The sequence below is a fragment of the Kitasatospora sp. NPDC101183 genome (genome assembly GCF_044767945.1).
Taxonomy (GTDB): domain Bacteria; phylum Actinomycetota; class Actinomycetes; order Streptomycetales; family Streptomycetaceae; genus Kitasatospora.
In genome coordinates this window covers 1-11,598 of record NZ_JBIWOW010000042.1, presented here as the reverse complement: position 1 = coordinate 11,598, position 11,598 = coordinate 1, and the positions used below count along the sequence as shown (strand labels likewise).

Sequence of the window (11,598 nt, the reverse complement as noted above, 5' to 3'; positions counted from 1 at the left end):
CTCGACCCGACCGCCCCCGACCCGGCCTCCGCCGACGGCGCGCCACCACGACGGCGCACCGCCCCGACGAGCGCCGCCCGCCGTCAGCCCGCGCCCGCCCTCACGCCGCGTCCGCCGTCCGCGTCGCCAGCCCCAGCGCGACCCGCGCCCCCGCCTCCAGGTAGCGCAGCTCCCCGCACCGCCGCGCGTCCAGCGCGGCCGCCAGCCGCCGGTAGCGGCTCGGCGGCAGCAGGTCCGCCGCCTCGTCCAGCGTGACGAACCGCCAGCCGCGCAGCTCCTCCTGCTGGAGCAGCAGGTTCTCCCGCCCCTCCTCGTCCAGCAGCCCGCCGTCGTACATCAGCCGCAGCCCGCCCCGGCGCGGTCCGGTGCGCGGCTCCCAGTCGACGGCGAGCAGCCGCAGCAGCGAGGGGTCCAGGCGCAGTCCGAGCTCCTCGGCGGTCTCGCGCAGCGCGGCGTCCGTCGGGGCCTCGCCGCGTTCGACGACGCCGCCGGGGAAGTCCCAGTCGGGCTTGTAGACCGGGTCGACGAGCAGCACCCGCTCCTGCTCGTCGAAGAACAGCACGGCGGAGGCCACGGTGTCCCCGGTCGACTCCGGGGACTGGACGATCGGGCAGCGCGCGGCGCCGACCCGGTAGAGCTCGGCGATCCGGTGCGCGGTCTCGCGCGGGGTGAGGGCCCCGCTGTCGATCATCCGCGCGTCCTGGACGAGCCAGCGGCGGGCGGCGCGGTAGCGGGGCAGGTGGTCCAGGCACCACCGTCGGATCCGTTCGTCGGCCTCCGGATCGCCCGGACACTCCTCCCTTCGGGCAATGCGTTCACGCAGGATCGTTTCTTCTGGGTCCAGTACGAAGTGGTGCACCGCCACACCGTGCTGGGCGAGGTCGCCGAAGATCTCGTCGCGGTAGTCCTCCCTGAGCAGCGTCATCGGGACGATCAGCGGCCCGCCGACCTCGCCCAGCAGCGCCGCGGCCGTCTCGGGGACCAGCCGGCGCCAGGCCGGGAGGTCCTGGAAGTCGGACACCGTCGCCAGCCGGTCGGCCGGGAGCATCCGACGCAGGCCGAAGCCCACCAGCTCGGGATCGAAGAGCACGCTCCCGGGCAGCAGTTCCACCAGCTCGCGGCAGGCACTCGTCTTGCCCGCCCCGAATGTGCCATTGACCCAGACGATCACAAGGCCCCCTGCCCTCGGTTCACCCCGGTGCCGTTCGCACCGGGCGGCGCGCGGTCCACCGACCGGCGCCACCCGTGGTGGTACCCGCGCCACGCCGCTCCCCATGCCTCGCCGACGCACCCGCCGCAGGGCGGCGACGCGCCCTTTGACAGGGGCATGTGCCCAGGCCAGACGCCCGCGCGGGAACATGGGGGCCGGTCGTCGTCAAAGCTCCACCCCGCCCCCACCGCTCGCGCACACGCGCCCCGGCGCGCTCCCGTCCGCCCGCGCCCCCGCCTTGCGCCGACCGCACCCCGGCGCCTACGAAGGAACGATGATGCTGCTTCCCGCCGGACGTGTGATCGTCGTCGGCTCGGTCAACGCCGACCGCATCCTGCGCTGCCCCGTGCTCCCCGCCCCCGGCGAGACCGTGCTCGCGACCGACGCGGCCCACGGCTTCGGCGGCAAGGGCGCCAACCAGGCGGTGGCGGCGGCCCGCCTCGGCGCGGCGACGCACCTGGTCGCCAGAATCGGGCGCGACGCGGAGGGCCGGGCGGCGCTCGCCGACCTGCACGGCGCACAGGTCGAGACGGGCGCCGTGCTCGTGCATCCGGACGCCCCCACCGGCCAGGCGATCGTCCTGGTCGACCCGGCGGGCGAGAACAGCATCGTCGTCCTCCCCGGCGCCAACGCCCACCTCACCCCCGAGGACGTCGGGGACGCCCTGGCGCGCCTTCACCTGCTGCCCGTCGACGTGGTCCTGACGAGCAACGAGGTGCCCGAGGAGTGCGTGCGCGCCGTCGCCGCCGCCCTGCCGCCCGCCGACTCCGCGGGCCGCGCCACCCGCTGGGTGCACAACGCCGCCCCCGCGGGCGCCCTGCCCGAGCCGGGGCCGGACGGACGCCGCCCGCTGCTGGTGGTGAACGCGGTGGAGGCCCGGCAGCTCACCGGTGCCGGGGACGCGACGACGGCGGCCCTGGCCCTGGCCGAGCGCGCAGAGGGGGTGGTGGTCACCCTCGGCGGGGAGGGCGCACTGGTCGCCGCCGGGGGCGCGCCGATGGAACTGCCCGCCCCCGCCGTCCGGGTGGTCGACACCACCGGCGCCGGGGACGTCTTCTGCGGGGCCCTCGCCGCCGGCCTCGCCCGGGGCGAGGTCCTGCCCGAGGCGGCGGCCGGGGCCGTGGCCGCCGGCGCCTTCGCCGTCACGGCCCTCGGAGCCCGCGGCGCCCTGCCCCGGCCCGGGGACGTCTGAGACGGGCCGGGGCGAGGACGACCACGGGCGGCGCGGCTACGGCCGGCCCATGTAGTCCGGGTAGTAGCCGCTGCTGATCCGCGAGATCCGGATGTTCGTCCCGGGCCGCGCGGCCTCGACGTACTGGTTGCCGCCGAGATAGATCGCCACGTGCTGGATCCCGCGCCTGGTGCCGTTGGGCGACCAGAACAGCAGGTCACCGCGCCGCAGCTGGCCGGCACTGATCGGCGTGGTCGCCTCGTACTGGTCGTTGGCCACGCGCGGCAGGTCGATGCCGCCGCGCCGGAAGGACTGCTGCACCAGGCCCGAGCAGTCGTACCCGTCCGGCCCGTTGCCCGCCGTCCGGAACGGCTTGCCGAGCTGGGCGAGCGCGTACTCCACGGCCGTCTCGACGTCCCGGTCCTCGGCCACCTCGCCCGAGGACCCCGAGGAGCCGGAGGAGCCCGAGGAGGACGAGCCGCCCCCGGTCCGGGCGAGGTACACGTCGTAGTGCGAGGTCCAGCGCCACTCGCCGCGGCTGTTCCTGAACCAGTAGCGCGAGCCGTCCCACCCCTGGGTGATGCCGCCACCGGAGCGAACGGCCGAGGAGGACTTCCCGCCGGTGCGCGCGACGTACACGTTGTAGTGGGTGGTCCAGCGCCACTGGCCCTGGCTGTTCTTGAACCAGTACCGCGAGCCGTCCCACCCGGCGTGCGCCGGGGCCGACTCGGCGGCGGCGGGGCTCACGCTCGTGCCGAGGCCGATCACGCCCGTACCCGCCACGATCACGGCCGCCAGGGCTATCGCCCGCCGGACCCTCGACGTCCGGGGCCCGCGGGCGGATCGGTGGGTGGTCCCGGCGGTGTGCCGCCCGGTCGACTCGTCGGCGGCATCCGGCGCGCCGTTGGTGACGGTGGTCATGGTGCTGGCTTCCTCACTGCTGCGATCTGCCGCCGTGTCAGCGGCTGCGGGAACGACTGCGGACTCAGGCGGTCGCCCCGGCGGGGCTCTGCCTGCGTGTCACGGTAGGCACGCGTCCGCTCACCGTGCGCAGTGGAGTGAGCCAAAGGAAGGGTTCTCGGGTGGCGGCCGCCGACGGCGCATCAGGGTGAGGGCCCGTCATCCGGCGGCGCCCGACACGCCCGGGATCAGCGCCCGCCGTCCTGGGCGAGCAGCTCCTTCTTGAGCACCTTCCCCAGGGCGTTCCTGGGGAGTTCGGGCACCAGCACCACCCGCCGGGGCCGCTTGTGCACCGAGAGCCGCTCCGCCACGAAGGCCGTCAGCTGGTCCCCCGTCACGGACCCGTCCGGAACGACGTACGCGACGACGGCCTGTCCGAGGTCCTCGTCCGGCGCGCCGATCACCGCCGCGTCGGCGACGGCCGGGTGGTCGCGCAGCGCGGCCTCCACCTCGCCGGCGCCGATCCGGTAGCCGCCGCTCTTGATCAGGTCCACGGAGGCCCGGCCGACGATCCGGTGGAAGCCGTCCTCCCCGATCACCGCCACGTCCCCCGTACGGAACCAGCCGTCCGCCGTCCACGCCTCGGCGTTCGCGTCCGGCCGGTTGAGGTACCCGCTGAACAGCGTCGGCCCCGCGACCTGCAGCTCGCCCACGCTCTCCCCGTCGTACGGCACCGGCGCGCCGTCCTCGCCGACCAGCCGGGTGCGCACGCCCTCCACCGGAAGGCCGACGCTGCCGGGCCGGCGCTCGCCGTCCGCCCGGGTGCTGACCGTGATCAGGGACTCCGTCATCCCGTAGCGCTCGATGGGCGCGTGCCCGGTGAGCGCCGCCAGCCTCTCGAACACCGGGACGGGCAGCGGCGCGCTGCCCGAGACCAGCAGCCGGGCCGAGGCCAGGCGCCCGGCCGCCTCGGCGTCGGCGGCCAGGCGCGACCAGACGGTGGGCACGCCGAAGTACAGGCTGCCGCCCGCCTGCGCGTACGCGGCCGGGGTGGGCCGCCCGGTGTGCACCAGCCGGCTGCCGGTGCGCAGGGCGCCGAGCACGCCGAGCAGCAGCCCGTGGACGTGGAACAGCGGCAGCCCGTGGACGAGCGTGTCCTCGGCCGTCCACCGCCAGGCGGCGGCCAGGGCGTCGAGGTCGGCCGCGATCGCCTCGCGCCGGATCACCGCGCCCTTGGGCGCGCCGGTGGTGCCGGAGGTGTAGAGCACGAAGCCGGTCGCGTCGGCGGGCGGCTCGGCGTACGTCGCGGCGGAGCGCTCGGCCGCGTCCACGGGCAGCGGCTCCGCGCCCTCGGGCGCCTCCTCGCCCGCGGCGTGCGCGAGCAGCGCCGCGCCCGAGTCGCGCAGGATGTGGGCGCGCTCCTTGGGGCCGGAGTCCGGCGGCAGCGGCACCACGGGCACGCCCGCCAGCAGGCCGCCGACCACGGCGACGACGGTCTCCACGGTCGGCCGGGCGAGCACGGCCAGCGCGGGCGCCCCGGCCACCCGGCCGGCCACGGCGGCGGCCGCGCCCAGCAGCGCCTCCCGGGAGAGCGCCCGCCCGTCGATCCGCAGCGCGTCCGCCGCGTCGCCGTGGTCGCCCTGAAGTGCCGTCAGCAGTGCCATGCGCCCGTCCTCGCCCTCGCCCGAATCGTCGCGCCCGACTCTACGGCGCGCGCCCGCCGCCACGGGAACGGCGGAGGGCGTGGCCCCGGTCACCCGGGTGCCACGCCCTCCGCTCATGCGCCGTGCCGGATCAGCCCTTGCGGGCCTTCACCTCGGCGGTCAGCTGCGGCAGCACGGCGAACAGGTCGCCGACCACGCCGTAGTCCACCAGCTCGAAGATCGGGGCCTCGGGGTCCTTGTTGACGGCCACGATGGTCTTCGAGGTCTGCATGCCGGCCCGGTGCTGGATCGCGCCGGAGATGCCCGCCGCGATGTAGAGCTGCGGGGAGACCTGCTTGCCGGTCTGGCCGACCTGGCTGCTGTGCGGGTACCAGCCCGCGTCCACGGCGGCGCGGGAGGCGCCGACGGCCGCGCCGAGCGCGTCCGCGAGCTCCTCGACGACGCCGAAGCCGGCGGCCTCGCCGACGCCGCGGCCGCCGGAGACCACGATCGCGGCCTCGGTCAGCTCGGGGCGGCCGGAGGAGACGCGCGGGGTGCGCGAGGTGACCTTGGCGGCGTTGCCCGTGAACTCCACCGACACGTTCTCGACGGCGCCGGCGGCCGGGGCGGCCTCCGGAGCGACGGCGTTCGGCTTCACGGTGATGACGGGCGCGCCCTTGGTGACCTTGGACTTCACCTGGAAGGAGGCGGCGAACACCGACTGGGTGGCGACCGGACCGCCGTCGCCGGCCTCCAGGTCGATGGCGTCGGTGATGATGCCCGAGCCGATCCGCAGGGCGACGCGGGCGGCGACCTCCTTGCCCTCGCCGGAGGAGGTCACCAGCACGGCGGCCGGGGCGGCGGCCCCGGCGATCTGGGCCAGCGCGTCCACCTTCGGGACGACCAGTTGGTCGGTGAACTCGGCGCCGTCGGCCACGTACACCTTCGCCGCGCCGTACTCGCCGGCCTTCGCCGCGATGCCGGCGGCCGCGGCACCCGCGCCGAGGACCACGGCGGACGGCTCGCCGAGACGGCGGGCCAGGGTCAGCAGCTCCAGGGCCGGCTTGCGGACCACACCGTCGGCGTGGTCCACCAGAACCAGGATTTCAGCCATGATTCATTGCTCCTGATCGATCGTTGGATGCGCGAACGGGGTGGGACTAGATGAACTTCTGGTCGGCGAGGTAGGCCGCGAGCTGCTTCCCGCCCTCACCCTCGTCCTTGACGACCGTGCCCGCGGTGCGCGCCGGGCGGGCCGCCACGGACTCGACCGCCGTCCAGGAGCCCGCGAGGCCGACCTCGCCGGCCTCGATGCCCAGGTCGTCCAGATCCAGCGACCGCACCGGCTTCTTCTTCGCCGCCATGATCCCCTTGAAGGAGGGGTAGCGGGCCTCGCCCGACTGGTCCGTCACCGACACCACCGCCGGCAGGGACGCCTCGACCTGCTCGGTCGCCGCGTCACCGTCACGACGGCCCCGCACCACGCCGCCCTCCACCGACACCTCCGACAGCAGCGTCAGCTGCGGCACACCCAGACGCTCCGCCAGCAGCGCCGGCAGCACCCCCATCGTGCCGTCCGTCGACGCCATCCCACCGATCACCAGATCGAACCCCGTGCTCTCCAGCGCCTTCGCCAGGATCGCCGACGTCCCGATCACATCCGAGCCGTGGACGTCCTCGTCATTGACGTGCACCGCCTTGTCCGCACCCATCGACAGCGCCTTGCGCAACGCGTCCTTCGCATCGTCCGGACCGACCGTCAGCACCGTCACCTCCGCGCCCTCGTTCGCCTCCGCGATCCGCAGCGCCTGCTCCACGCCGTACTCGTCCAGCTCCGACAGCAGGCCGTCCACGCCCTCCCGGTCGGTGGTGTGGTCGTCCGAGAAACGACGGTCACCCGTCGCGTCCGGCACGTACTTCACGCAGACAACGATCCTCAAGCTCACGGCCTGTCTCCTGTACTGGTCTCGTCCGGCGGCTGCGGCTGGGCGAGCGGGCGAACTCCACACGCGCCCGCTCCGGGGCAGCGCGGTTCCCGTGCCGGTCCGGAACTTGTCCAGCAGCATACTCGCCGGTATCCCGACGGTCACTACTCGCCAGTAGCTTACGCGGCGAGGCCTTCGTCACGGCCCGCACCACCCGCCCCGGGCCCATCCTGCCCCAGCGGACGGCCGCCCCGCCCCGGGGGTCGGCTCAGAGCGCCCGGCCGAGGGCCGCGATCACGTCCGCCTTGCGCGGCATCCCGGCCGCGCGACGCACCACGAGGCCCTCCCCGTCGAGCACCAGCACGGTCGGGGTACGCCGCACGTCCAGCCGCCGGACCAGCTCCAGGCGGTCCTCGGCGTCCACCTCCAGGTGCGCGACCCCGTCCACCATCCCCGCGACCTCGGCGAGCACCCGCCGGGTGGCCCGGCAGGGCTGGCAGAAGGCCGTGGAGAACTGCACCAGCGTCGCCCGCTCGCCGAGCGCCCCGCCCAGCTCCGCCTCCGACAGCCGTACCGCCCCGTCCGTGGTGGGCACCCTCATCCTCCCGTCGCGACCGGCCCGAACCAGCCCGAAGGCCGTCGCCGCCGTCAGCACGACGACGCACACCATCCATCCGGGCATCCCTCCAGTCTGAGGCACGGGACCCCGCCCGCGAAAGACCGGTCGACCCGCCGGGCCGCGCCCCCGTACGATCCGCGGACGGACTCCGTACGAGCGGCGGCGCTCCCCGCCGTCGCCGAACGGACCCTCCGCCCGCCGCGACCCTCCGGAGGCCCCCGTGCAGACCGACCCCCGCGGCCCCCGCTTCGCCGCCGTCCTCACCTGCGCCGTCCTGGTCCTCGCCCTGGTCACGGGCAGCAGCCTCCTGCTCGCCGCCCAGGCCGCCGTGTTCGCCCTCGCCGCCTGCGGCGGGCCCCGGCTCTCCCCGTACGGCCTGGTGTTCCGCGCCCTCGTCCTGCCGCGCCTGGGCCCGCCCTCCACCACCGAGGACGAGCGGCCGCTGCGCTTCGCCCAGGGCATCGGCCTGGTCTTCGCCTCCATCGGCGCCCTCGGCTTCCTCACGCGGGTCGAGTGGCTCGGCCTGCTCGCCACCTCCTGCGCGCTGGCCGCCGCCTTCCTCAACGCCGCCTTCGGCTACTGCCTCGGCTGCGAGCTCTACCCGGTCGTGCGCCGCGCCCGGGGCCGCCTCACTCCCGGGGTCTGAGCGGGCCCGAGCGGGGCCTCCCGCGTGGGGCCGTCCGGCAGAAGTTCCCGCGGGCGCCCATCACGGACATCACACCGCGAAAATCCGCTTGACCGCACGGCTCAGGTGACAGCGGGCACTCGTTCGGGGGATCATCTCCGTGTATCACCCGTGACCGCCGCGGCGTGCCGTGCTCCGGTCGGCCCCCGCGCCAGGACGCGGGCATCCCGCCGTACCGGGCCCCGACCCGTGGAAGTCAGGACTGACCGTGGCAGAGTTCGTCTACCCGCCGGTGATCGGCGCCGCCCTCACCGCCTTCCGCGCGCTCGACGTGCGGGTCAAGATCGTGGGCGCCGAGCACATCCCCGCCACCGGCGGGGCGGTCCTGGTCAGCAACCACATCAGCTACCTCGACTTCCTCTTCGCCGGCCTCGGCGCCTACCGGGGCGGCAAGCGCAAGACCCGGTTCATGGCCAAGGACGACGTCTTCAAGCACGGGATCTCGGGCCCGCTGATGCGCGGCATGAAGCACATCCCGGTCGACCGCACCGACGGCCAGCCCGCGTACGAGGCCGCCGTGCGCGCCCTCAAGGCCGGCGAGGTCGTCGGGGTGTTCCCCGAGGCGACCATCAGCCGCTCGTTCATGCTCAAGAAGTTCAAGACCGGCGCCGCCCGGATGGCCGCCGACTCCGGCGCCCCGCTGCTGCCCGTCGTCCTGTGGGGCACCCAGCAACTGTGGACCAAGGGCCGCCCGAAGACCCTGACCAAGCGGCACGTCCCGGTGACGATCATGATCGGCGAACCGATTCGCCTCGGCCCGGACGACAAGCCCGTCATGGTCACCCGCAGACTCCGCGCCGCGATGAGCGAGATGCTCGACCGGGCCCAGCGCGAGTACCCGGCCAAGCCCTCCGGCGCGGACGACACCTGGTGGCTGCCCGCCCAGCTCGGCGGCACCGCACCGACCCTGGAGGTCGCCGAGGCCGAGGACGAGGCGGAGGCCCTCGCCAAGGCCGAGCGCCGCGCCGCCCGGGGCTGAGCCACCCTCTACTCCGAGTGACCGAGCGGAATCGTTCCGTCGCGTGTCGCCCGGCTCCCGCGCCCTCCCGTCTGACACAGTGACAGCTCCTTCCAGGCGCCCGGCCGTTCCGTCCTGAACCGCCGCCGGCACCGGAGCACACGTCGGATCGGTCGGGAAAGGTCGGAGACGGAGATGACGCGGAACAACCGCCCGGGGCCTCCCCCCACCAGCAAGGCCCGTACCCGCGCGAGCGCCGGTGCGGGCCTGCTGCTCGTGGCCGCCCTCCTCACCGGCTGCGGCGCCGAGCCCGGCGACATCCCCCTCTCCGAGATCCGGCCGGAGTCCCCCACCGCCACCCCGACCTTCCCCGGCATGCCCGGCATCTCCCTGACGGACCCGGTCAGCGCCGCCACCGCGGCCCCGGCCGTCACCGCGCACAACGGGCAGATCGTCAGCCGCGCCTTCGTGGACGCCGCCCGCACCTCCAGCGCCATCGTCGCCCTCGCCCCGGACGGCAGCGGCGAGCGCCAGGTCACCCAGCCGCCCGAGCACTTCCTCGACGACCGCCCGGACTGGTCCCCGGACGGCACCACCATCGCCTTCGACCGCACCGACTCTCAGACCGGCGCCGCGCGCCTGTGGACCGTCGCCTCCACCGGCGAGACCGCCCACGAGATCGGCCGACTCTGCGACGGCGGCACCGCCGACTGCGCCAACGAGGACGAGCGCTCCCCCTCCTACTCGCCGGACGGCAAGCAGCTCGCGTTCAGCCGCTCCTGGGGCGCCCTCGACCCGGCCGCCAACAACCAGATCCAGTACTCGGACCTGTACCTGATGCGCCCCGACGGCACCGACGTCCAGCGGCTCACCTTCCTCACCAACGACAAGCCGTACTCCGGCACCGTCAGCAACCCCAGCTGGTCCCCCGACGGCAAGCACCTCGCCTTCGAGTACCACACCAGCGCCAGCGGCCAGCCCGCCAACAGCCGCGCGATCTACGTCGTCGACGCCAACGGCACCAACCTGCGCCAGCTCACCCCGTGGGGCCTGCGCGCCGGCGAGCGGACCAGCTGGTCCCCCGACGGCGGCCAGATCCTCTTCACCACCTACCCGACCGACGTCGACTACGCCCCGGGCGGCGGCATCTACAGCGTCCACCCCGACGGCACCGCCATCATCGCGCTCACCCCGGCACCGTCCGACACCTACTACGGGACGGCCGCGTTCGCGCCGGACGGCAAGTCCGTCGTCTTCGTCCAGGCCCCCACCGGCGCCGGCGCCGACCTCTACACCATGCACCCCGACGGCACAGCGGTCGCCCGGCTCACCAACATCGGCGAGAAGTGGCTCAGCCGCCCCGCCTGGGGCACCGCCCCGGTCGCCGTCCAGGCCGTCACCCAGGCCTCGCCGTCCGCCGCCCCCACCGACGACGCTTCCCCGAGCGCGAGCCCGAGCCCGACTGCTGCTCCCGCACAGGCCGCGGCACAGCCGCAGGGGCAGGCCGGCAGCGACAACTGAGGCCTGTCCGCACCTGCCCCGTCCACCTTGGCTCAGGGGGCCAATGCCGCCGACACCCTGGACAGGCGGCCCGCCGAGAGGGCGAAGGTGTTGGCGGGATTGCGGAACGAGTGGCCGCCATCGTTGATCCGTTGGCCGGTGCTCGTCACCGTCCACCGCGTCGGGCCGCAGGGACCCTGGCCCTCCAGCAGGGCTGTCGCCAGTTCTTCCGGGTTCTCGACCTGGGTTCGGGTGCGTAGGGCTGTCGCCAGGCGCGCGGCCGCCGAGGTGGGAACGGTCGAGTCTCCGAAGGCTGGCAGGAGAAGCAGCAGACGACTGTCAGGGTCGGTGGTGGAGCCGCCGGCCAGGCCGTTGTCGGCAGCTGAGATCAACTCTGGCCATGACAGGCCGGGACCCATGAAGTGGCCGTCGTCCTGGGCGAGCAGTTCGGCCCTGTCCCAGTCAGGGTGGTGCAGGAGGAAGTCGGTGCCCGAGTCTTCCTCGAGGTTGCGGCAGACGATGTACAGGCGGCCTGCCGCGACCGGGACGGAGAAGGCGGGCCACTCCGTGCGCCCGCGAAGCCGACGGTGAAAGCCCCCTGCGGCCTCGTAGTCCGCACCGAACAGGAGCTCCTCGGCCTCCTCGCTCTGTACGCATGAGTAGAGGTGGCCCAGCCAGAACAGAGGCTCATCGAGAAGCTCGGGGAGGTGGGCGAGAGGACCGCCTTCGTATCCAGGGATCTGACCGGGGTTCAGGTCTGCACTGTTGGTCACGGCGCTCATCATGCCGCTGACCACCGACAGGAACAGAGGCGGGCCGGCTTCGAAATTGCGGAAATAGCCGGAAACGCAAAGAACCCCCATCCGGATCCCGGACGGGGGTTCTTCACAAAGATTGTTCGGCGGCGTCCTACTCTCCCACAGGGTCCCCCCTGCAGTACCATCGGCGCTATGAGGCTTAGCTTCCGGGTTCGGAATGTAACCGGGC

10 protein-coding genes and 1 rRNA gene are annotated in these 11,598 nt (G+C 74.3%); 4 read left to right on the top strand and 7 right to left on the bottom strand.

The genetic code is table 11. The features are described 5' to 3' along the window. Positions 1-100: 100 nt before the first annotated feature. Positions 101-1,171: an NUDIX domain-containing protein gene (locus ACIRRS_RS35980; protein WP_402980417.1), complete on the bottom strand. Its 1,071-nt coding sequence runs from the start codon at positions 1,169-1,171 to the stop codon at positions 101-103. 313 nt (positions 1,172-1,484) lie between these two features. On the opposite strand from ACIRRS_RS35980, the gene ACIRRS_RS35975 reads away from it, so the two are divergent. Beyond that, positions 1,485-2,402, top strand: a complete 918-nt coding sequence (locus ACIRRS_RS35975; protein ID WP_402980414.1) for a ribokinase — start codon at positions 1,485-1,487, stop codon at positions 2,400-2,402. A gap of 36 nt (positions 2,403-2,438) precedes the next feature. On the opposite strand, the gene ACIRRS_RS35970 is transcribed toward ACIRRS_RS35975, so the two are convergent. The 5 genes from ACIRRS_RS35970 to ACIRRS_RS35950 all read right to left on the bottom strand — a co-directional run bounded on the left by ACIRRS_RS35970 (position 2,439) and on the right by ACIRRS_RS35950 (position 7,531). Further along, on the bottom strand, positions 2,439-3,302 hold the full coding sequence (locus ACIRRS_RS35970; RefSeq protein ID WP_402980411.1) for a C40 family peptidase: 864 nt from the start codon (positions 3,300-3,302) through the stop codon (positions 2,439-2,441). Positions 3,303-3,529: 227 nt separating this feature from the next. Continuing rightward, positions 3,530-4,945, bottom strand: a complete 1,416-nt coding sequence (locus ACIRRS_RS35965; protein WP_402980408.1) for an acyl-CoA synthetase — start codon at positions 4,943-4,945, stop codon at positions 3,530-3,532. A 130-nt stretch (positions 4,946-5,075) separates the two neighbouring features. Continuing rightward, entirely contained in the window at positions 5,076-6,038 is a 963-nt protein-coding gene (locus ACIRRS_RS35960; protein ID WP_402980405.1) for an electron transfer flavoprotein subunit alpha/FixB family protein, read from the bottom strand. A 46-nt stretch (positions 6,039-6,084) separates the two neighbouring features. Further along, entirely contained in the window at positions 6,085-6,870 is a 786-nt protein-coding gene (locus ACIRRS_RS35955) for an electron transfer flavoprotein subunit beta/FixA family protein (protein WP_402965508.1), read from the bottom strand. A 247-nt stretch (positions 6,871-7,117) separates the two neighbouring features. Then, complete coding sequence (locus ACIRRS_RS35950) at positions 7,118-7,531, bottom strand: TlpA family protein disulfide reductase (RefSeq protein ID WP_402980402.1); 414 nt, start codon at positions 7,529-7,531, stop codon at positions 7,118-7,120. A gap of 157 nt (positions 7,532-7,688) precedes the next feature. Between ACIRRS_RS35950 and ACIRRS_RS35945 the strand changes: the two genes are divergently transcribed. The 3 genes from ACIRRS_RS35945 (at position 7,689) to ACIRRS_RS35935 (ending at position 10,632) form a co-directional block, all read left to right on the top strand. After that, entirely contained in the window at positions 7,689-8,114 is a 426-nt protein-coding gene (locus ACIRRS_RS35945; protein ID WP_402980399.1) for a DUF4395 domain-containing protein, read from the top strand. Between the two features lie 247 nt (positions 8,115-8,361). Further along, positions 8,362-9,132 (top strand): lysophospholipid acyltransferase family protein, encoded by a 771-nt coding sequence (locus ACIRRS_RS35940; protein ID WP_402980396.1) that lies wholly within the window; start codon positions 8,362-8,364, stop codon positions 9,130-9,132. A 174-nt stretch (positions 9,133-9,306) separates the two neighbouring features. Then, positions 9,307-10,632: a TolB family protein gene (locus tag ACIRRS_RS35935; protein ID WP_402980393.1), complete on the top strand. Its 1,326-nt coding sequence runs from the start codon at positions 9,307-9,309 to the stop codon at positions 10,630-10,632. Between the two features lie 875 nt (positions 10,633-11,507). Here the strand turns inward: ACIRRS_RS35935 and rrf are convergent. Next, positions 11,508-11,598, bottom strand: a 5S ribosomal RNA gene (gene rrf / locus ACIRRS_RS35930); the annotation flags it as partial.